This is a genomic window from Phenylobacterium sp. (assembly GCF_036502675.1).
GTDB lineage: Bacteria > Pseudomonadota > Alphaproteobacteria > Caulobacterales > Caulobacteraceae > Phenylobacterium.
Genome location: NZ_DASXYF010000047.1, coordinates 1 through 20,841, shown reverse-complemented (window position 1 = coordinate 20,841; position 20,841 = coordinate 1). Strand labels below are relative to the sequence as shown.

Here is a 20,841-nt window from a genome sequence, read left to right as displayed (position 1 = left end):
CCGGTCTGCAGGCGGATCTCGAGGATCTTCTGCCAGAGCGAGCGGGCGTCCACCTCGCGGACCACCTCGTCGTTCTTGGGGCTCCGCAGGCCGAACATGGCGCCGTCGCGCACCGCTTCCATGAAGGCGTCGGTGATCGAGATGCCGTGGTGCAGGTTCAGCGACTTGCGGTTGAAGTCGCCGGAGGGCTTGCGGATCTCCAGGAACTCCTCGATCTCCGGGTGGCAGACGTCGAGGTAGACGGCCGCCGAGCCGCGGCGCAGCGACCCCTGGCTGATGGCCAGGGTGAGACTGTCCATCACCCGGATGAAGGGGATGATGCCGCTGGTCTGGCCGGCGCCCTTCACCTTCTCGCCGATGGAGCGCACGCCGCCCCAGTAGGTGCCGATGCCGCCGCCGTTGGAAGCCAGCGCCACGTTCTCGTTCCAGACCCCGGTGATGCCTTCCAGCGAATCGGGCACCGCGTTCAGGAAGCACGAGATCGGCAGGCCCCGGCCGGCCCCGCCGTTCGACAGCACCGGCGTCGAGGGCATGAACCAGAGCTTGGAGGTGTAGTCGTAGATCCGCTGGGCGTGGTCGGCGTCGTCGGCGAAGGCCGTGGCCACCCGGGCGAACATGTCCTGGTAGCTCTCGCCGGCCAGGAGGTAGCGGTCCTCCAGGGTGGTCTTGCCGAAGTCGGTCAGCAGCGCGTCCCGGCTGCGGTCCACCTCCACCTTGCGGACCAGCTGCAGCTGCGGTCGCTCCGGCCTCGACGCAGCCGCCTGCGCCGCCGTCTCGGAGACCGACCGTTGTGCTGCTTCGCCTGCGCTCATGACCTAAAACCCAGCTAATTTCCGGAGCTTCAGGCCCCCCGCCCGATTCACTCCAACGCACCCAGTACCGCTACATCTAGGGGCACGCGGCCCCTCAAGGCCTATATATGGGGACACCTCCCTAATGACTCGTCAATGAGGCCGGGTCGGGACGCCGGTGGGTTTTTTCTCAACAAAAGGTTAACGCATGGGCCCGCCCCTTGTCTGCGCTGGGTTTTTCGCTTTGGCCGCGGCCGTCAAATACCTGTGACAAATTGGCTCCCGAGGGCGCCCCTTGCCACCGCTCCGTCCACCCCCTAAGTCGCACGGGTCACTGGGGAGTAGCCGCCCGCACGTTCAGCGGGGGGCGCGTCAACACACTTGCCGCGGACTGATTCGGGCGACCGATCCGGTTGCGGGGCATGGCGCGTCCGGCGAGAGCTTGGCGAGACCTTTGGCATTCCGCGTGTCGGCTTCCTGCGGGGTCGGCGGCGCGGGACGCCATGGTCATGCCTCGACCCCGCCAGGACGTTTCGAATGACGCTGCAACCGTTCCTCGTCTCCACCGGCCTCGTGGCCATCGCCGAGATCGGCGACAAGACCCAGCTCCTGGCCCTGCTGCTGGCCGCGCGGTTCCGCAAGCCGGCGCCGATCCTGGCGGGGATCCTGGTCGCCACCGTCGCCAACCACCTGCTGGCCGCCGCCGCGGGCGTCGCCGCCGGCGCGGTCCTGCAGGGCCCCTGGATGCGCTGGGGACTGGGCGCGGCCTTCCTGGTCTTCGCCGCCTGGGCGCTGATCCCCGACAAGTTCGAGGACAAGGACAACCCCAGGGACCGCGGCGGCTCGATCTTTCTCACCACCCTGGTGGCCTTCTTCTTCGTCGAGATGGGCGACAAGACCCAGGTGGCGACGGTCGCCCTGGCCGCCCGCTTCCACGAGGTGTGGATGGTGGCCGCCGGCACCACGCTGGGCATGATGCTGGCCAACACCCCGGTGGTGTTCCTGGGCGAAGCCACCGCCGGCCGCCTCCCCCTCAAGCTCATCCGCCTGCTCGCCGCCGCCAGCTTCGCGGCGATCGGGGTGTGGATTCTGGTGACGGGGTAGTTGGCGGCCTTTTTCCTCCCCCGTCCCGAAGCGGACGGGGGAGGAAAACGCTTACCGCTCCAAATTCAGCAGGCTCGGATCGCCGCCCTGGGCGGCGATGTTGACGCTAACCGCCCGTTCCACCGCGAAGCGGGTCAGCGCGTTGGGCCCGCCGGCCTTGGGGCCCGTACCGGACAGGCCCTCGCCGCCGAACGGCTGCACGCCCACCACCGCCCCGATCATCGAGCGGTTGACGTAGGCGTTGCCCGCCGGGACCGCGGCGCGCACCGCCTCGGCGAAGGTGTCCAGCCGACTGTGCACCCCCAGCGTCAGGCCATAACCCGCCGCCCGCAGCGGCGCGGCCGCCTGCTGCAGCTTTCCGGGGTCGTAGCGCACCACGTGCAGGATCGGTCCGAACACCTCCTTCTGCAGGAACCCGGCGTCCGGGATTTCCGCCAGCACTGGGGCGAAGAACCAGCCGCCCTCGGGCGCCGGCCCCTGCCAGATCACCTTCGCCTCGCGGCCCAGCCGCTGGAGGTGCGCCGCCAGCGCCGCCAGCGCCTCCTCGTCGATCACCGGCCCCACGTCCGTGACCGGGTCCGCCGGATCGCCCAGCGCCAGGGCCTGCATCGCGCCCGCCAGCCCCGCGATCACCAGGTCCGCCGTCTCGTGCGGCAGGAACAGCATCCTGAGCGCCGAGCACCGCTGGCCCGCCGAGCCGAAGGCCGAGGCGATCACGTCGTCGATCACCTGCTCGCGCAGGGCCGTGGTGTCGACGAACATGGCGTTCAGCCCGCCGGTCTCGGCCACGAAGGGGACGATCGGCCCCTCCCGCGCCGCCAGCGTCCGGTTGATCGACCAGGCCGTCTCCGTCCCGCCGGTGAACGCCGCGCCGGCGCACAGCGGATGGCGGGTCACCGCCTGGCCGATGGTCCCGCCGTCTCCCGGGACCAGGTGCAGCAGATCCGCCGCCAGCCCCGCCCGGTGGAACAGGCGCACCGCCGCCGCCGCGACCAGCGGGGTCTGCTCGGCGGGCTTGGCCACCACGGCGTTGCCGGCCGCCAGCGCCGCGGCGACCTGGCCGGTGAAGATCGCCAGCGGGAAATTCCAGGGGCTGATCGCGGCGATCACGCCCCGGCCGTGCAGCGACAGGGAATTGGCCTCGCCCACCGGCCCCCTCAGCACCTCCGCCGGCCCGAACCGCCGCTCCGCCAGGTGGGCGTAATAGCGGCAGAAATCCGCCGCCTCGCGCACCTCCGCCACCCCGTCGGCGAAGGTCTTGCCGGCCTCCCGCACGCAGAGCGCCACCAGCCGGTCGCGGCCGGTCTCCAGCGCCTCGGCCATGGCCCGCAGCACCGGCGCGCGCCCCGCGCCGCCCGCCGCGTCCCACGCCGGCTGCGCCCGGTGCGCCGCCCGGAACGCCGCGTCCACCTCGGCCTCCGAGGCGCCCCACGCCCGGCCCACGATCCGCGCCCGGTCCACCGGCGAGGTCCGCGCCTCCCCCGGCCCGTCCTCGACCGAACGCCCCGAGACGATCGGCCCGCCGCGCACGTCCTCGCCGTCCAGCGCCGCCACCGCCTGCACCAGCCGCGCGCGCTCCGCGGCGTCCGACAGGTCCACGCCGCGGGAGTTCTTCCGCGACGGCCCATAGAGGTCCGCCGGCAGGGGAATGCGCGGATGCGGCCCGCCGCCCGCCGCCTCCACCGCCGAGATCGGATCGGCGACCACCGCCGCCACCGGCGTGCGCGGATCCGACAGGGCATGGACGAAGGAGGTGTTGGCCCCGTTCTCCAGCAGCCTGCGCACCAGGTAGGGCAGCAGCGCCTCGTGCCCGCCCACCGGGGCATAGACCCTGAGGGGGAACGCCCCATAGCGCCGGCGCGCGCCCGCATAGAGCGCCTCGCCCATGCCATGCAGCCGCTGGTGCTCGGCCGTCACCCCCGCCTGCCGCGCCATCAGCCGCACCGCGGCCAGCGTGTGGGCGTTGTGGGTGGCGAACTGCGGATAGAGCGCGGGGGCGGCGGCGAGCAGCGCCCGGGCGCAGGCCAGGTAGCAGACGTCGGTGGCCGCCTTGGTGGTGAACACCGGATAGCCCGGCATGCCGGCCACCTGCGCCCGCTTGATCTCGGAATCCCAGTAGGCGCCCTTCACCAGCCGCACCATCAGCCGCCGGCCGCTGTCGCGCGCCAGCTGCGCCACCGCCGCCACGACCCGCGGCCCCCGCGACTGGTAGGCCTGCACCGCCAGGCCCAGGCCGCGCCACGCCCCAAGCTCCGGCTCCCGCGCCAGCCGGTCCAGCAGCTTCAGCGACAGCGCCAGGCGGTCGGCCTCCTCGGCGTCCAGGGTCAGGTTGACGTCGGCCGCCGCGCCCAGCGCCGCCAGCCGCTTCAGCCGCGGATAGAGTTCCGCCCAGACCCGGGCCTCCTGCCGCGCCTCGTAGCGGGGCGACAGGGCCGAGAGCTTCACCGAAACCCCGTGCCCCTGTTCCGGCCCCAGGCCGGCGCCTTGCGCCGCCACCGCCCGCAACGCCTCGGCGTAGGCCGCCTCGTAGGCGTCGGCGTCGGCGGCCGTGCGCGCGCCCTCGCCCAGCATGTCGAAGGAGCAGACGAAGCCCTCGGCCTGCGCCCGCTGCAGCGCCTGGCCGATGGTGCGGCCCAGCACGAACTGCTCGCCCATGATCCTGACCGCCGCGGCCACCGCCTGGCGAACCACCGGCTCGCTCATGCGCCCGGCGAGCCTGCGGATGAACCCCGGCAGGTCACGCCGCGCCTCCTCGTCCGGCTCGACCAGCCGGCCCGTGAGCATCAGGCTCCAGGTGGAGGCGTTGACCAGCAGGCTGTCGGAGCGGCCGACGTGGCTCGCCCAGTCGGCGGAGGCGATCTTCTCGGCGATCAGCCGGTCCCGCGTCGCCTCGTCGGGGGTGCGCAGCAGCGCCTCGGCCAGGCACATCAGCGCCAAGCCCTCGCGGGTCGACAGGCTGAACTCCTGCAGGAAGCTCTCGACGACGCCCTGCCTGCGCGACCCGCGCCGCGCCAGCCCCACCAGCGCCTCGGCCTCCCGGCGCACGTCCTCGCGGTCGGCCGGCGACAGCGGCGGGGCGGCCAGCATCGCGGCCACGGCGGAACGCTCGTCCGCGAACTTGCCCCGATCGAGATCGTCCCAGGACGACATCTGCGGAGAATGGGAACCTCCCGGCGCCGCCGCAAGCCGGCCCGAGCTTGACGGCGCCGGTCCGACTGCAGATCGCTGGCGCCATGACCGTCGAAAACCGCGAGGCGGCCGGGCCCGCGCCCAAGGCGGCGGCAAGCCTCGCCCTGCCCATCGCCGCGGTGCTGGTGGCCATGGCCGCCTTCCAGGCCGGCGCCGCCCTGGTGAAGGGCCTGTTCCCGGCGGTGGGGCCGCAGGGCGCCGCGGCGCTGCGCCTGACAGCCGCCGCCGTGATGCTGGCGGTCCTGTTCCGGCCCTGGCGCGCCTGGCCCCGGCGCACGCCCTGGGTCGCGCTGGCGGGCCTCGGCCTCGGCATGGCCGGCCTGATCCTGTTTTCCTACATGGCGATCGCGCGGCTGCCGCTGGGGATCGTCATCGCGCTGCAGTTCCTGGGGCCCCTGAGCGTCGCCGTGGCGGGGTCGCGCCGGCCCGCCGACTTCCTGTGGGCGCTGCTGGCCCTGGCCGGTGTGTGGGCGCTGCTCGGCTCGCGCGCCGCCCACGTGCGCCTCGATCCCGCGGGCGTCGGCTGGGCGCTGGCGGCGGCGGCCAGCTGGGCGGGCTATATCGTATTCGGCCGCCGGGCCAGCGCCGCCTTCGGCGCCTCCGCCGCGGCGCTGGCGACCGGGATCGCCGCCGTCGTCGTCCTGCCCGCCGGCGTGGCCCACGCCGGGGCCGCGCTGCTGTCGCCCGCCCTGCTGCCGCTGGTGCTGCTGGTGGCGGCGGTGTCCACGGCGCTGCCCACCGCGCTGGAGCTCTACGCCCTGCCGCGCATGCCGGCCCGCACCTTCGGGGTGTTCATGAGCCTGGAGCCCGCCTTCGGGGCGCTCTCCGGCTTCGTCATCCTGCACGAAGCCCTGACCGCGCCCCAGCTCGTGGGCGTGGCCGCCGTGATCATGGCCGCCGCCGGCTCGGCGCTCGGCGCCCGCCGCTAGCCCGCCGTGACGCCGGCGAGGGCCGGGGCCCAGGTGAAACCCATGAGAGGCTCAAGCTGAATCCACAGCCCGGCCTTCGTCGGGATGAGCGGAGGAGGATCAACCCAATTTCAACCCGCTCTACGCCGGCTCCGCGCCCGGCCGCGGCGAGATCGGCACGGCCACCGCCGGACCCGCCGGCCGCTTGGGCTCGGCCTCCTCGCGGTTGGGCTTGACGCCCTTCAGGGCGTTGACGATCTCGTCGCCGCTGAGGCTTTCGTACTCGAGCAGCGCCTTGGCCAGGGTGTGCAGGTCTTCGATCTTCTCGGTGAGGATGCGCTTGGCCTCGTCGTAGCCGGTCTGCACCAGCTTCTTGACCTCTTCGTCGATGACGTTGGCGGTGGCTTCCGAGACGTTCTGGGTGCGTGACACCGAGTGGCCCAGGAACACCTCTTCCTGGTTGTCACCGTAGGAGACCAGGCCGAGCGCGTCGGAATAGCCCCAGCGGGTGACCATGTTGCGGGCCAGGCTGGTGGCCGCCTGGATGTCGCTGGAGGCGCCGGAGGTCACCTTGTCCTTGCCGAAGATCAGCTCCTCGGCCACCCGGCCGGCCATCATGATCGTCAGCCTGGAGGTCATCTGCTGGTAGTTCATGGAATAGCGGTCGCCCTCGGGCAGCTGCATGACCATGCCCAGCGCGCGGCCGCGGGGGATGATGGTGGCCTTGTGCACCGGGTCGGAGGCCGGGACGGTGAGCGCCACCAGGGCGTGGCCGCCCTCGTGGTAGGCGGTGTTGCGCTTCTCTTCCTCGCTCATGGCCATGGACTTGCGCTCGGCGCCCATCATGACCTTGTCCTTGGCCTCCTCGAAGTCGCGCATCATCACCATGCGGCGGTTCTTGCGCGCGGCCATCAGCGCCGCCTCGTTCACGAGGTTGGCCAGGTCCGCGCCGGAGAAGCCGGGGGTGCCGCGCGCCACCACCTTGACGTCCACGTCGGCGGCCAGCGGCACGTTCTTCATGTGCACGCGCAGGATGCGCTCGCGCCCGTTCACGTCGGGGTTGGGCACCACCACCTGGCGGTCGAAGCGGCCGGGGCGCAGCAGCGCCGGGTCCAGCACGTCGGGCCGGTTGGTGGCGGCGATCAGGATGATCCCCTCGTTGGCCTCGAAGCCGTCCATCTCCACCAGCAGCTGGTTCAGGGTCTGCTCGCGCTCGTCGTTGCCGCCGCCCAGGCCCGCCCCGCGGTGACGGCCCACGGCGTCGATCTCGTCGATGAAGATGATGCAGGGGGCGTTCTTCTTGGCCTGCTCGAACATGTCGCGCACGCGGCTGGCGCCCACGCCCACGAACATCTCCACGAAGTCGGAGCCGGAGATGGTGAAGAAGGGCACCCCCGCCTCGCCGGCGATGGCGCGGGCCAGCAGCGTCTTGCCGGTGCCGGGCGGGCCGATCAGCAGGGCGCCCTTGGGGATCTTGCCGCCCAGGCGCTGGAACTTCTGCGGGTCCTTCAGGAAGTCGACGATCTCGGACAGCTCTTCCTTGGCCTCGTCCACGCCGGCCACGTCGTCGAAGGTGACGCGGTTCTTGTCCTCGGTCAGCAGCCGGGCCTTGGACTTGCCGAAGCCCATGGCGCCGCGCGCCCCGCCCTGCATCTGGCGCATGAAGAAGATCCATACCCCGATCAGCAGCAGGATCGGCAGGCTCTGCAGGATCACGCCCATGACCGTGACGCCGCCGGCGGCCTTGACCTCGATGTCGGCGCCGGTGGCCTCCAGCCGCTTGACCAGGTCGTCCTGGTTCAGGGGCGTGACCGCGGTGAAGGTCTTGCTGGCGTTGTCGTGGACCTCCACGCTCGACCCGCGGATCACCGCCGACTTCACCTCGCCCGCGCCCACCTTCTGCAGCAGCTGCGAATAGCTGACCGGCGTGATCCCGGCTGCACGCGTGCCGCCCGTCATCATGCTGTAGAGGCCGATCAGGACGACGACGATGACGCCCCAGATGACGAGATTGCGCAGGTTCATGGTCGTTGGACGTCCGCCTCGGAAATGTCGCAGCCCAAGAGATAGGGCGCCCGGCCGGCTTTCACCAGCAAGCGGGGCGCCAACGCGACGGAACATCGCGCCTTGGCCACAACGCAAAAGGCCGCGCGGTCGCCGCACGGCCCTTCAGATCTCAATTCGAGCGCCCCCCGCAGGCGCCCCCGTCTCAACGGCCGGGGGGCTTCTTCGGCATGGGGATCAGGCCCTCGCGCTGGGCGCGCTTGCGGGCCAGCTTGCGGGCCCGGCGCACGGCCTCGGCCTTCTGGCGGGCGCGCTTCTCGGAGGGCTTCTCGTAGTGGACGTGGCGCTTCATCTCGCGGAACGAGCCTTCGCGCTGCATCTTCTTCTTCAGCGCCTTGAGGGCTTGGTCGACGTTGTTGTCACGCACGAAAATCTGGACCAGGGCTCTCTCTCCTGCCTGCCGCTCACGCTCGACCCCCGTTCTCAGCGGTAGGGCGGAGCGAACAAAACCTTCTTGCCCGAAAGGGAACGCCTTCGGGTTCAGGGGGCGCGAGATAGCAGAGGACGCAGCCGATGTCCACGTCGCGCGGCGAACCTAATGGCCCATCTGCATGTGGTCCATACCGCCTTCAGCCGCCGGCGCCGCCGTCCCCACCTGGAAGTCCGCCTTCAGCCGCGCGCCCGAAGCGAACACCAGCGTCGCCGGCAGCCTGTCGCCCGGCTTCAGGGGGGCCTTCAGCCGCAGGAACATCAGGTGCCGGCTCCCGGCGGCGAAGCTGGCCTGGCCCCCCGGCGGCAAGGGCACGCGGGCCTCGCGCGACATGGACATCACCCCGCCCGCCATCGACGAACGATGGATCTCGACCGCAGCCGCGAGGGGGCTCTCCACCGCCACCAGGGCGTCGGCCCCGGCGCCGTGGTTGACCAGGGTCATGTAGCCGATCCCGTTGGTCCCCGCCGCCGCCGGGCGGCTCCAGGGCTGCAGCACCTCCAGCCCGACCTGGCGGAACGACGCGGCGGCGGCTGGAAGGGCGAGGGCGGCGGCGGTCGCGACGATCATCACAAGGCGCATGGGAGGGTCCTGCCGATTCAATAGAGATACTTGAGCTCGGCCGTCACCGAGCGCTGCGGGAAGGGGTGGAACATGAAGTAGTCCCGCGCCCCCAGGTTATCGACGCCCACGGCCGCGCTCCAGGCGGCGTCGAAGCGCCACACCGCGCGAAGGTCCGCCACTAGGTAGGGATCGAAGCCCTGGTAGGTGTGGGTCACCACGTCGGTGTTGTCGAGCGTCGCCCACGACCGCGAGCCGTACCGCGCCGCCGCCGTCAGGGTCAGCCGGTCGCTGGCCCGCCAGCTGGCCACCGCCGTCGCCCGCCATTCCGGAACCTGCGGCAGGCGCTTGCCCACCGCGGCGGGAAAGGCGTCGTCGCGCCGGACGCACCCGTGCACCCAGGTGGCCGAGCCCGACAGGTCCAGCCCCTCGATCCCCGCGTCGCGCGCCTCGCCGACGATCTCCAGTCCGTAGGTGCGTACCTTGTCGACGTTCTGCACGAAGGCGGTGGAGATCGACGAGCCCGTCGCCGTCTGGGAGACCAGGGCGTCGGTCAGGTCCTCCGTGAACAGCGAGGCCCGCAGGCTGCCTTTCGCGAACGCCCGCTGCGCCGAAAGCTCCGTCGAGACCGCCCGCTCGGGCCGCAGCGCCGGATCGGGCGCGGAGAGGGTCTGCCCGATGGTCACCGCCTGGTACAGCTCGCTCACCGTCGGAAACCGGTAGGCGACACCCGCCCGCGCCTGCAACGTCCAGGCCGCCTCCGGCCGCCAGGTCAGACCGGCCTTGGGCGACACCCGCGACGCCTGCCGCGCCGGCTGGCGCACGGAAAGCGGCGGGCTCAGCGAATAGTTGAGCCCGCCCGACGCCCGCCAGTGCTCCCAGCGCGCGCCCAGCGTCAGGTCGAGGTCCGGAGACAGGGCGGCCGTGTCCTCCGCCCACAGCGCCGAGGTCCCGGTCCTGCCGTGCGAGGCCGCCGTCAGCGCCCCCCGCGGTCCCGTCCGCCAGTCGACCGTCGCATAGCGGTCGCCGGAGAGATCATAGCGGTCCTGGTGCGCGCCCAGCCGCAGCCGGTGCGACCCCAGCCGCCCGCCCGCCCCCAGGTCGAGGGTCCGCCAGCCCGTGCCGCCCATGTCGACGACCGCCCCCGCCCCGCCGGCCTGCGCCGCGGGCAGCGCCCCGGTCGGGCTGCGCTGCACGTCGTGGGCGTAGTCATAGAGACTGGCCCCGGCGGTGACCGTCCAGTCCGGCCCGACGCGCCATTCGGCGCCGGCCGCCTGCATCCAGTGCCGCTGCGTCTGCCGGTAGACTCCCGACGAGAAAGCGCTCGCCGCCACGGCATAGGCCCGCCCGCCGATGTTCAGGTTCCCGGCGTAGACCGGCTGGCCGGCGGCGTCGCGCAGGAAAGTCTGCGCGCGGGCCCGCGTGTCGTTGCCGAAATAGCCGGCCAGGTAGGAGACGCTGAGCGCCGGCGTCGCCCGCCATACCAGCTTGAGCTTGGCGTTGTCCTGGTCCTGGCGCTCCAGCCCGGTGGCGCCCAGCACCACGATCGCAGCCCCCGTCCGGTTGCGGTCGTCGTAGGCGCCGGCGACCGCCGTTCCCGCCCCGCTCGCCGCCGCCGGCCTCGGCGCCGTCGCATAGCCCAGCGGCTGGCCCTCGCTGGCCAGATGGTTGTAGCTGAGCCGCCAGGCCAGCGGTCCCCATCGGTCCCCCAGCCCCAGCGCCGCCGTCGCGGCGCCGTAGCCGTCGTGCACGCCGTACTGGTCGAAGGCCTGGCTGGCGACCGCCGCCCGGGCGCTCATGGTGAACCGGTCCGGCGTCTTCGTCGTGATGTTGACCACCGCCCCGATGGAGTTGCCGGCATAGGCCGCGGAGAACGGCCCGTAGAGCACGTCGATCCGCTCGATCTCCTCGGGCGCCACCATTCCCCAGCGCGGCGAGGCGGTGGAGTTGTTGTTGCCGATCAGGGCCGAGAGCAGCACCCCGTCGGCGTAGATCAGCGAGCGGGCGCTGGCCCCCACGCCGGAGGTGCGGTTGGTGATCGGCGCCTGGGTGTCGCCGATGTGGCGCCGGCGCACGAAGATGTTCGGCAGCAGCTTCAGCGCGTCCTCGACGGTCAGCGCGTTGACGCTGCGGGCGATGTCGGCGGCGCTGGTCCCCGAGCGGGAGAGCGGCGCCTCGGCGTCCGTCGCCCCGGCGGTGACGGTGACGCCGGAGACGGCGCCCTCGAAGGTCCCGGCATGGGCCGGCGCGGCCAGGCCGGCGGCGCACGCGGCGAGCAGGCCTGAGCAGGCCCGCGTGGGAATTGGCATGGGAAAATCATCCGGATCGCAAACGTTCGGGCGCGCCGGATCGCGCCGGCGCGGGCGGCGGCTGTCAGGCGATGCGGGAGGGCGGCCCCTGCCCCGGCGGCCGCGGCGGCGCGCGGGCGAGCCTGAAGCCCGTGCGGGCGGACGGCGGACGGACGATGCGGTCCGTCGATTGGACGGCGGGCGTCACGGCGAGGATCGGCGCGGCGACCGCCGCCTGGGTCACCGACAGACAGTCCTGGCAGGGCAGGCCGGCGAAGCCCTTGTGCGGCGCCGGAGCGCCGCCTGGGACCGCCACGGTCTCCACCCCGTTTCCGGTGCAGATCACCAGGCCGGCGTCCCCGCCACGGGCCTGCGCCGCCAGGGCCGCGGCGGGCGCCAGGGCCTGGACCGCGAGCGCGAACACGGCCAGCACGACGGCCACAGGCGCCCAAGCCCGGCTCCGTCCGCCCATTCGCCGACCCTTCCGCATACGCCCGCTCATGACCGGGACCGTGGCGTTTCGCAAGCCGGATCGTGCTGCCATAGTCGCGCGACCGCAATCCGGAGACCCGATGGACCCTCACCTCTCGCCCAGCAGCTACAAGGACATCGTCCTGTTCCTGGCCACCGCCGGCGTGGTGGTGCCGCTGTTCCGGCGGTGGCAGGTGAGCCCGATCCTCGGCTTCCTCGGCGCGGGCGTGCTGCTGGGCCCGCACGGCCTGGGCGCGGCCACCGACCGCTTCCCCTGGCTCGGCTACTTCACCATCGACAACCCCGAGGAACTGGGCCAGCTCGGCGAGTTCGGCGTGGTCTTCCTGCTGTTCATGATCGGCCTGGAGCTGTCGTGGGAGCGCCTGCGCCTGCTGCGCCGCTACGTCTTCGGCATGGGCGCCCTGCAGGTGACGCTGTGCACGACGGCCATCGCCGCGGCGTCCCTGGCGCTGGGCCTGGGCCCCACCGCGGCGGCGGCGGTCGGCGCGGCGCTGGCGCTCTCCTCCACCGCGGTGGTCATGCCGATCCTCACCGAGCACAAGCGCCAGCATTCGCTGGCCGGGCGCACCACCTTCTCCGTCCTGTTGTTCCAGGACCTGGCCGTGGCGCCGATCCTGATCACCCTGGCCGTGGTCGGCGGCCGGGGGGCGGACGGCTTCTCGCCCAAGCTGCTGCTGGCCTTCGCCCCCGCCGCGGTCGGGGTGCTGATCATCCTGGCGTTCGGCCGGCTGCTGCTGCGCCCGATGCTGCGCTCGGTGGCCAAGGCCAAGAGCGAGGAGATGTTCATGGCCGCCTGCCTGCTGGTGGTGGTGGGCTCCGGGCTGGTCGCGGCGCTCACCGGCCTCTCCATGGCCATCGGCGCCTTCATCGCCGGCCTGCTGCTGGCCGAGACCGAGTTCCGCCACGAGGTCGAGGTGACCATCGAGCCCTTCAAGGGCCTGCTGCTCGGCCTGTTCTTCCTGTCGGTGGGCATCAACCTCGACCTGTCGGTCCTGGCCGCCCAGCCGCTGAGGTCCGTCGGCGCGGCCCTGGGCCTCCTCGCCCTCAACGCCAGCGTGGTGTTCGGCCTGGGCCGGCTCTTCGGCCTGCCGTGGCGCAGCGCGGCGGAGGCGGCCCTGCTGCTGGCCGGCGGCGGCGAGTTCGCCTTCGTCATCCTTTCCTCGGCCATGGGCGCCGGCGTGGTCGGCCCGCAGGTGGGCCAGATGGTGCTGGTGGCCTCGACGCTGTCGATGATGTGCATCCCGCTGCTGGCCGCCGTCGGCCTGCGGCTCGGCGGGCGCAGGATCGCCCCCTCCGAGCTGCCGGCCGAGCCGCAGGCCGGGGCCGCCGGGCCCAAGGTGCTGATCGTGGGCTATGGCCGGGTGGGCCGGCTGGTGGGCGAGATGCTGCGCCGCCACGACATCGCCTGGGTGGCCGCCGAGCGTGACCCCAGGCTGGTGGAGCAGGGCCGCCATGCCGGCGAGGCGGTCTACTTCGGCGACGCCGTGCGCCCGGAGTTCCTCCGACGCTGCGGCCTGGACGAGGCCATCGCCCTGGTGGTGACCATGGACGACAGCCTGGGGGTGGAGACCGTCGTCGCCGTGGCCCGCGAGGCGCGTCCCGACCTGACCATCGTCGCCCGCGCCCGCGACGCGCGCCACGCCGAACGCCTCTACGAGCTGGGCGCCACCGACGCCGTGCCGGAGACCGTCGAGGCCAGCCTGCAGCTTTCCGAGGCCCTGCTGGTGGAGATCGGCGTCCCCATGGGCCTGGTGATCGCCTCGATCCACGAGCGCCGCGACGCGTTCCGCAAATCCCTCAATCGCCCCGAAGCCATGGGCGGCCGCCTGCGCCGCTTCCGCAAGGTGAGCGGTGACGGTTCAACCTGAGCTGACGCCTTTCCGCGCCCCGGCCGTGCGCGCCTTTTCCTGTGGTTCCCAAACAACACGCGCACCCGAAATGACGGCCCTTCACCCGGTGCGACGGAATTTTGCTCCGCGTGCGGAACCGGCTCCACATGGACGCGTTGAGGGCCTCGGCGGGGCTGGAACCGTCGTGGGCGTAGGGGTTGCTGGATGCTGGCGCGTGGCTCGGGAATTCATCCGACCGGCGCCTGCGGACTGACCGCCACGGCCGCGTCTTCCCCGCTCTTAACCAGATCGAAGGTTTCGCAGGCTGAATTGCAACCTGCCGACTTGCCGGTCTATGCAGGATCATTCCTGTCGAACGCGGTCAGGCGTGCTCGACCTCGGCCGGGCGCAAGCCTGCGTTGCCCGATAGGGGAATTATTGTATAGCTTCCTGAGGAAGTTCGTCTGGTTGGCGAAATTGCGCAGTGAAGTGTGGCTTCGGCGACACTCTTCCGTGGATGCAACCTTGCTATATCGATGCTGGGTCACCCGACCACAGCACTGAGGGCACAAGAGAGGGCTCTAATATGAAGTTCAAACTCCTGGCGGGAGCCGCCTTGGCTGCGGTATTCGCCGCTTCCGGCGCTTCCGCTCAAGGCTGGTACGGCGCTGTCGACATCGGCTACCACACTCCAGAAAGCCTCAAGGCGGACTCTTCGAGCAACGCCGCCAACGGCTCCCCCTATCGCTGGGAGTTCAACCAAAAGGACGATTGGACCGGCTTCGTGCGTCTGGGCTATCAGCTCAACCCGAACTGGCGCGTCGAACTGGAAGGCGGCTATCGGCCGGGCGACCTGGACAGCGTCCGCGGCGGCCCGGCCAACGCCATCGTCGGCCTCTGCACCCCCGCCGTGGTCCGCAGCGCGGCGGCGCCGGCCTGCGGTTCGCCGAACGGCAAGATGGAATCCTGGACGGTGATGGGCAACGTCCTCTACGACTTCATGCCCGACTCGATGATCAACCCGTTCATCGGCGCCGGCGTGGGCGTGAACCACATCTCGCTGCGGTCGGTCGGCCAGTTCTCGACCGTCACCGGCCCGATCACCGCGGCCAACCCGGCGATCCAGAACCTGACGATCGACGACGACGACACGGTGCTGGCCTACCAGGGCATCGCCGGCCTCGCCTGGAAGGCGACCGACAAGCTGAACGTCGACCTGACCTACCGCTACCTCGGCGGCTCCAAGGCGGACTTCGCCTCGGTGGGCACCAACGCCCTGCAGCCGGGCGTGTTCTCGGGCAAGTACCGCGACCAGTCGGTGACGCTGGGCCTGCGCTATTCGTTCGCCTCGCCGCCCCCGCCGCCGCCCCCGCCGCCCCCGCCGCCGCCTCCCCCCCCGCCGCCGCCTGAGCCCCCGGCTCCGCCGCCGCCGGCCTACGAGGCCAAGCAGTTCATCGTCTACTTCCCGTTCGATCAGTACGTGCTGACGCCGGAAGCCCAGTCGGTGGTGCAGGAAGCCGCCAACTACGCCAACGGCGGCCACGCCACCCGCGTCGTGGTGGTGGGCCACACCGACACCTCCGGCTCGGCCAAGTACAATATCCGGCTGTCGGAACGCCGCGCCAAGGCCGTGGCCGACGCGCTGGTGGGCCTGGGCGTCGCCCAGACCGCGCTGCAGGTGGATTGGAAGGGCGAAACCGAACTCGCCACCCCGACCCCCGACGGCGTGAAGGAACCGCTGAACCGCCGTTCGACGATCGACATCAACTTCTGATCTCGACCTGAGTAACGACGGCTTCGGCCGAAGAGTTGGGAGCCCGGCCGCAAAGGCCGGGCTCCTTTCGTTTGCAGCGCCGGCGAACCCGCGGCCGGGCCCTTTCTCAGCCGGTCACCACCCGCAGCCGCGTCAGCGTGAGCGTGGCGATGCGCCAGCCCGCTTCGGACTTCCTGTAGGTCTCCTCGTAATGCCCCAGCCGTGCAGTCTGCGCGGCCCGCCGGGCGGCGTCGCCGGCCACTCCACCCCGTCCTCCATCGCCCAGACGCCCCGCGCGGTGGCCGGCGTCAGGGTCTCCAGTTCCGGCGTGTGCCCGTGGTGCACCGTGGTCGCCCCCTCAGGACGTCGGAGACGTAGCGGACGAAGGCCTCGCGGCCCCGGCGGAAGGACGTGCCAGCGGCCCCGCCGCCCGCTATGACGTTCTCGAGGCGCCATGCAACCCCACACTCCTCCTCTCCCGCGGCCGCGCGTCATGGGGATCGTCAACGTCACCCCGGACAGCTTCTCCGACGGCGGCCGGCGCCTGACCCTGGACGCGGCCCTCGCCCACGCCCGGCGGCTGATCGCCGACGGCGCCGAGATGCTCGACATCGGCGGGGAGTCCACCCGGCCGGGCGCCGAGCCGGTTCCTGCCGCCGAGGAGCAGGCCCGCGTCGTTCCGCTGATCGAGGCGCTGAGGGCCGAGACCGCCGTCCCTCTCTCCGTCGACACCATGAAGCCCGAGGTCGCCCGCGCCGCCGTGGCCGCCGGCGCCGCCATCTGGAACGACGTCACCGCGCTCGCCTATGCGCCCGACAGCCTGGCCGCCGCCGCCGGCCTCGGCTGCGACGTGGTGCTGATGCACATGCAGGGCGAGCCGCGCTCCATGCAGCAGGCCCCCCGCTACGACGACGTTGTCGCCGAGGTCTGCGCCGCCCTGGCCGAGCGCGCCGCCCTGGCGATGGCCGCCGGCGTCGCCCGCGAGCGGATCTGGCTCGATCCGGGCGTCGGCTTCGGCAAGCACCGCACCCGCCACAACCTGCCCCTGCTGGCGGGCCTCGCGCAGGTGACGGCGCTCGGCTTCCCCGTGCTCCTGGGCGCCAGCCGCAAGAGCTTCATCGGCGCCGTCGATCCCCGCTCCACGGGCCCGGAGGACCGCCTGGGGGGCTCCATCGCCGCGGCCCTGGCCGGCGCCGCCGCCGGCGTCGCCGCCGTCCGCGTCCACGACGTGCGCGAGACCCGCCAGGCCCTGGCCGTCCAGCACGCCATCGCCGGCGCCGGCGCCGCCGATTTCACGCTCCATACCGATGATTGAAGGCGGCCGGAAAATGCGCAGACCGTCCGCCCCGACCGCATCGCCTTCGTCCGGCCGGGTGCTGATCCTGGCCGGCTCCGACTCCGGCGGCGGGGCCGGGATCCAGGCCGACATCAAGACCGTCACGGCCCTGGGCGGCTACGCCGCCACCGCGCTGACCGCGATCACCGTCCAGAACACCCTGGGCGTCAGCGCCGTCCATCCCCTGCCCGCCGGCCTGGTCGAGGCCCAGGCCCGCGCCGTGCTGGACGACATCGGCGCCGACGCGCTGAAGACCGGCATGCTGGGCCGGGCGGCGGTGGTCGAGGCCGCAGCCCGCATCCTCGACGCCGCCGCGGGCGTCCCGGCGGTGGTCGATCCGGTGATGGTCGCCAAGGGCGGCGCGGCCCTGCTGGAGGACCCGGCGGTGGACGCGGTCCGCACCCTGCTCATCCCCCGCGCCGCCCTCTTGACCCCCAACGCCCCGGAAGCCGCCGTCCTCACCGGCCTCGCCGTGGAGACCACCGACGACCTGCGCCGCGCCGGCGAGGCCCTGCTGAGGCTCGGCGCAGCCGCCGTGCTGATGAAGGGCGGCCACATCGCGGGCGGGACCATCGTCGACATCCTGATGACGCCGGCCGGCGAGACCGGCTTCGAGGGCCCCAGGCTCGCCACCCGCCACACCCACGGCACCGGCTGCACCCTGGCCTCGGCCTGCGCGACGGGCCTGGCCCAGGGCCTGCCGCTGACCGCGGCCGTCGCCCGCGCCTGGGCCTACGTCCACGAGGCCATCCTGCGCGCGCCGGGCTACGGGCGGGGCCATGGCCCGCTCGATCACGCCTGGCCCCTGAGAGGGGGCGTATGAGCGGGGACCTGACCGGCCGCCTCGAGGCCATTCTGCGCGCCGCCCCCAGCCTGATGCAGGTGATGCGGACCGGCCGCGACCCGGACTACGGCGTCCGCGACTACGACCTGGAGGACCTGTTCGCCCTGCGCCTGCGCCCCAATCCGATCCGCAGGACCAACGGCTTCGCCCGCACCGCCCGGTCCGCCCAGCGCCGCTGGCCCGAGCTCACCCTCGTGGACGACGCGCCGATGGTGTAGCGGTCGCCGCCTTCCCGCCGGCCCGACCGGGAAAAAGCCCCCGGCCGCAGCCGGGGGCTTGGGAGGGTCGGAAAGGTCAGGCTGACCGCTTAGCGGCCGCCGTCGTAGTGACGGCCGTAGCCGGAGCCGTACTCGTTGTCGCGGCGATCCGAGCGGACCTGGGCCGACAGGCGGTCGAAACGCCGGTCAAGGTCGGCGCGCTCCCGGCCCGACAGGCCGTCGGCCCGGTAGCGGTGCTCGAGGCGGGCGATGTCGCGGAACTCGGCGCGCAGGCGGAAGGCCTCGCGGCGGGTCAGCTGGCCGGTCTCGACGCCACGGTCGATGCGGCGCTCGAGCTGGGCCTGGCGGGCGTCGATCGACATCCATTCGCCGCCGCGGCGGTCGTAGCTGTGGTCGCCGCCACGGTAGCCGTAGCTCTGGGCGGAGGCGGCGCCGGCGCTCAGCGCCAGGACGGAGGCGGCGATCAGGCCGGAGGTGATAAGCTTCTTCATGGGTCTATCCTTCGATGCGTCCCTCGGTCGTGGCCCCTCTGACGAGGGCCAAGAACACCTGGGGTCCGGTTTGGTTCTGGTGACGCTTGCCGCCCTGAGGCCGCCAGCGCCGGCGACGTGGGGAGAGGACCACGCGCCGCATGACGCCAGCCTGAGGCCGGCGTTGCCCATTGTTCAGGTTCGCAGGTTGGGGCTCAGGCCGCCTGGGAGGCGTGGGCGGCCGCGTCGTTCAGGGCGCGGCTGATCGCGTCGTAGAGCTTGGCGATCTCGATGGGCTTGGGCACGTGGCCGTCCATCCCGGCGCGCAGGTATTCCTCGACCTGGTGGCTCAGCGCATTAGCGGTCAGCGCCACGATCGGGGTGCGCCGGCGGCTCTCGGACCTCTCCGCCTCGCGGATCGCCTTGGCCGCGTCGATGCCGTCCATGACCGGCATCTGGATGTCCATCAGGATCAGGTCGTAGGCGCCGCCGCGCCAGGCGTCCACGGCCTGCTGGCCGTCGCCCACGATGTCGATGTCGATGCCCAGCGAGCCCATCACCGCGGCCAGCACCTGCTGGTTGGTGGCGTTGTCCTCGGCGGCCAGCAGGCGGAGCGCGCCCTGGTCGCCGGTGTCGGCGGCCTCGGGGGTGCTGTCGACCGCAGGCTGGCCGCGCTCCAGCGGGATCTCGACAGTGAAGGTGGAGCCGTGGCCCTCGCGGCTGTCGACGCTGATCACGCCGCCCATCATCTGGGTCAGCTCGCGGCAGATGGCCAGGCCCAGGCCCGTGCCGCCGAAGCGGCGGGTGGCCGAGTTGTCCGCCTGGGTGAACTTCTCGAACAGGGTCGGCTGCTTCTCGGCCGGGATGCCGACGCCGGTGTCGCGCACCGTCAGGCGCAGGTCGCCGCTCTCCGGATTGACGTCGAAGTGGGCGTCCACCTGGCCCTGCAGCGTGAACTTCACCGCGTTGGACATCAGGTTGCCGACGATCTGGCGCAGGCGGTCGGCGTCGCCGCGCCACCAGCCCTTGGCCGCGTCGTCGATGGTGACGTTGAACGCCAGGCCCTTGCTCTCGGCCATGACCGCGAAGCCGGCGCCGGTCGGCGCCAGCGCCGCCTCCAGGTCGAAGTCGTCCATCAAGAGGGCGAGCTTGCCCGCCTCGATCTTGGAAAGGTCGAGCACGTCGTTCAGCACCGCCAGCAGCAGGTTGCCGGACTGGCGGATCACGTCGAGCCGCTCGCGCTGCACGGGCGCCAGCTCGCTCATGGCCATCACCTCAGCCATGGCCAGCACCCCGTTCAGCGGCGTGCGGATCTCGTGGCTCATGTTGGCCAGGAACTGAGTCTTCAGGACGTTGGCGGCGTTGGCCACGTCGCGGGCCACCACCAGCTCGGCCATCGCCCGCTTCAGGTCCGCGTCCCGCTCGCCCAGGGTCTTCAGCAACTGGTTGAAGCTGTCGGTGAGGCTGCGGAACAACTGGTCGCGGGCCTTCACCTCGACCGGCTCGAAGCCTCCGCTGACCGCCACCTCCTCCATGGCCTCGGACAGGCGCTGCACCGGCGCGATGATCCGATGCGCCATGCCGCGGGCCAGGAACAGGGCCACGCCGACGCCGCCGAAAAACAGCGCCGAAGTCAGCGCAACGAACTGCGGCAGCTGGGCGCTGAGCTGCGGGGTCTCGGTGGCGAGCACCAGCTCGCCGACCCGCGCGCCGTCCGTCCTGACGTCCGCCGTGATCACTTCGCCGTGTTCGGAGGCAACTTTGACACCCTCGCGCCGGTAGTCGGCGACGGTGTGGCCGCTGTTATCCTTGAGCTGCGCCGAGAGGACTCGCGGGGCCCCCGCCAGCGCGTCCAGCGGGGCCTGGGCCGCGTTCACGTCGCCGCGCGCCAGGGCCGGGGCGACGCTATCCGCCGAGATCCTGGCAAGCGCCTGATTCGCGACGTGATTCTGCTCGCGCGCAACCGCCCATTGCTGCAACATGAAGGTCAGGCACGCCGCGATCAGCACCACCATGGTGGTGATCAGGCCCACCCCCGCAACGCGCGCATGGAATGTCGCGTGATGGGCCGGACCGCGCGGCGAGGTGACCTCCGCAGGGGCGCGGGCTTTATCGCTCATACATCCCCGGATACGTGAATTGTCCTAACGCTTCGCTTCTTGCGGCGCGTCTTTTCGGACACAAACGCAACTTGTGCGCGCAGATGTCGCACCCGTCACGCCGGAAGCGGGTGGACTAACCTTAACTGTTGGTTTACACTTCCAAATATTGAGTTAACAAACAGGGGTTCTTATGGAAAAGGTGTTTGTCGTTCAGCGCGTCGCCAAGAAGCTCTACGCGACTGAAGCTGCAGTTGACGGCGCTATGTCGCAAGCTGCCGAGTTGATGGCCGATCTGCTTCAGGCGCGCCAAGACGTCAATGTTTCGTCAGTCGTCATCGAAGACGCGGCCGCGAAGATCGTCGAGGCCATCAAGGCGCTCGGCGAAGCCCGCAGCGCCATGGTCGGCGCGCACAACGAACTGGCGGAAGTGAAGCTGCGTCTTGGCGTCCGCACCAAGATGGA

The 20,841-nt window shown here is 71.8% G+C and carries 18 protein-coding genes and 1 riboswitch; of the genes, 8 read left to right on the top strand and 10 right to left on the bottom strand.

All coding sequences use genetic code 11. From position 1 onward, the window contains the following. Window positions 1-812, bottom strand: an 812-nt coding sequence (locus VGL30_RS05300; protein WP_331537533.1) for a ribonucleotide reductase N-terminal alpha domain-containing protein, incomplete at its 3' end; no start/stop codon positions are given. Between the two features lie 295 nt (window positions 813-1,107). Then, a riboswitch (yybP-ykoY riboswitch) is annotated at window positions 1,108-1,270 on the top strand. A 58-nt stretch (window positions 1,271-1,328) separates the two neighbouring features. Between VGL30_RS05300 and VGL30_RS05295 the strand changes: the two genes are divergently transcribed. Continuing rightward, window positions 1,329-1,895 (top strand): TMEM165/GDT1 family protein, encoded by a 567-nt coding sequence (locus VGL30_RS05295; RefSeq protein WP_331537531.1) that lies wholly within the window; start codon window positions 1,329-1,331, stop codon window positions 1,893-1,895. A 51-nt stretch (window positions 1,896-1,946) separates the two neighbouring features. Here the strand turns inward: VGL30_RS05295 and putA are convergent, their stop codons facing one another. After that, the gene (gene putA / locus VGL30_RS05290; protein WP_331537529.1) at window positions 1,947-5,045 is read right to left on the bottom strand and encodes a bifunctional proline dehydrogenase/L-glutamate gamma-semialdehyde dehydrogenase PutA; all 3,099 of its coding nucleotides are present in this window, start codon (window positions 5,043-5,045) and stop codon (window positions 1,947-1,949) included. Window positions 5,046-5,128: 83 nt separating this feature from the next. On the opposite strand from putA, the gene VGL30_RS05285 reads away from it, so the two are divergent. Continuing rightward, complete coding sequence (locus tag VGL30_RS05285; protein ID WP_331537527.1) at window positions 5,129-6,013, top strand: EamA family transporter; 885 nt, start codon at window positions 5,129-5,131, stop codon at window positions 6,011-6,013. A gap of 120 nt (window positions 6,014-6,133) precedes the next feature. Here the strand turns inward: VGL30_RS05285 and ftsH are convergent, their stop codons facing one another. The 5 genes from ftsH to VGL30_RS05260 form a co-directional block, all read right to left on the bottom strand. Further along, a complete protein-coding gene (gene ftsH / locus VGL30_RS05280; RefSeq protein ID WP_331537525.1) occupies window positions 6,134-8,017 on the bottom strand; it encodes an ATP-dependent zinc metalloprotease FtsH in 1,884 nt (627 codons plus the stop codon). Between the two features lie 184 nt (window positions 8,018-8,201). Beyond that, the gene (gene rpsU, locus VGL30_RS05275) at window positions 8,202-8,438 is read right to left on the bottom strand and encodes a 30S ribosomal protein S21 (RefSeq protein ID WP_331537535.1); all 237 of its coding nucleotides are present in this window, start codon (window positions 8,436-8,438) and stop codon (window positions 8,202-8,204) included. A gap of 153 nt (window positions 8,439-8,591) precedes the next feature. Next, the gene (locus VGL30_RS05270; RefSeq protein WP_331537523.1) at window positions 8,592-9,068 is read right to left on the bottom strand and encodes a copper chaperone PCu(A)C; all 477 of its coding nucleotides are present in this window, start codon (window positions 9,066-9,068) and stop codon (window positions 8,592-8,594) included. Window positions 9,069-9,085: 17 nt separating this feature from the next. Next, entirely contained in the window at window positions 9,086-11,356 is a 2,271-nt protein-coding gene (locus tag VGL30_RS05265; protein WP_331537521.1) for a TonB-dependent receptor, read from the bottom strand. 64 nt (window positions 11,357-11,420) lie between these two features. Next, the gene (locus VGL30_RS05260; protein ID WP_331537519.1) at window positions 11,421-11,777 is read right to left on the bottom strand and encodes a DUF2946 family protein; all 357 of its coding nucleotides are present in this window, start codon (window positions 11,775-11,777) and stop codon (window positions 11,421-11,423) included. Window positions 11,778-11,907: 130 nt separating this feature from the next. Between VGL30_RS05260 and VGL30_RS05255 the strand changes: the two genes are divergently transcribed. Further along, window positions 11,908-13,695, top strand: a complete 1,788-nt coding sequence (locus tag VGL30_RS05255) for a cation:proton antiporter (protein ID WP_331537517.1) — start codon at window positions 11,908-11,910, stop codon at window positions 13,693-13,695. Between the two features lie 547 nt (window positions 13,696-14,242). After that, window positions 14,243-15,430, top strand: a complete 1,188-nt coding sequence (locus VGL30_RS05250; protein ID WP_331537515.1) for an OmpA family protein — start codon at window positions 14,243-14,245, stop codon at window positions 15,428-15,430. Between the two features lie 106 nt (window positions 15,431-15,536). Here VGL30_RS05250 and VGL30_RS05245 read toward each other — a convergent pair whose 3' ends face one another. Next, on the bottom strand, window positions 15,537-15,671 hold the full coding sequence (locus VGL30_RS05245) for a hypothetical protein (protein ID WP_331537513.1): 135 nt from the start codon (window positions 15,669-15,671) through the stop codon (window positions 15,537-15,539). Window positions 15,672-15,902: 231 nt separating this feature from the next. On the opposite strand from VGL30_RS05245, the gene folP reads away from it, so the two are divergent. From folP to VGL30_RS05230, 3 genes are read left to right on the top strand one after another with little or no spacing between them, the layout of a single operon-like run. Next, window positions 15,903-16,724, top strand: a complete 822-nt coding sequence (gene folP / locus VGL30_RS05240) for a dihydropteroate synthase (protein ID WP_331537511.1) — start codon at window positions 15,903-15,905, stop codon at window positions 16,722-16,724. A 13-nt stretch (window positions 16,725-16,737) separates the two neighbouring features. After that, on the top strand, window positions 16,738-17,568 hold the full coding sequence (gene thiD / locus VGL30_RS05235) for a bifunctional hydroxymethylpyrimidine kinase/phosphomethylpyrimidine kinase (protein ID WP_331537509.1): 831 nt from the start codon (window positions 16,738-16,740) through the stop codon (window positions 17,566-17,568). Then, window positions 17,565-17,807 carry a hypothetical protein gene (locus tag VGL30_RS05230; RefSeq protein WP_331537506.1) on the top strand — a complete coding sequence of 81 codons (243 nt, stop codon included), beginning with the start codon at window positions 17,565-17,567 and terminating at the stop codon, window positions 17,805-17,807. Before thiD ends, VGL30_RS05230 begins: the two co-directional genes overlap by 4 nt. Window positions 17,808-17,896: 89 nt before the next feature. Here VGL30_RS05230 and VGL30_RS05225 read toward each other — a convergent pair whose 3' ends face one another. After that, window positions 17,897-18,298 carry a hypothetical protein gene (locus VGL30_RS05225; protein WP_331537504.1) on the bottom strand — a complete coding sequence of 134 codons (402 nt, stop codon included), beginning with the start codon at window positions 18,296-18,298 and terminating at the stop codon, window positions 17,897-17,899. A 194-nt stretch (window positions 18,299-18,492) separates the two neighbouring features. Further along, complete coding sequence (locus tag VGL30_RS05220) at window positions 18,493-20,397, bottom strand: ATP-binding protein (RefSeq protein ID WP_331537502.1); 1,905 nt, start codon at window positions 20,395-20,397, stop codon at window positions 18,493-18,495. A gap of 172 nt (window positions 20,398-20,569) precedes the next feature. Here VGL30_RS05220 and VGL30_RS05215 point away from each other — a divergent pair. Next, window positions 20,570-20,841, top strand: a 272-nt coding sequence (locus VGL30_RS05215) for a hypothetical protein (protein ID WP_331537500.1), incomplete at its 3' end; no start/stop codon positions are given.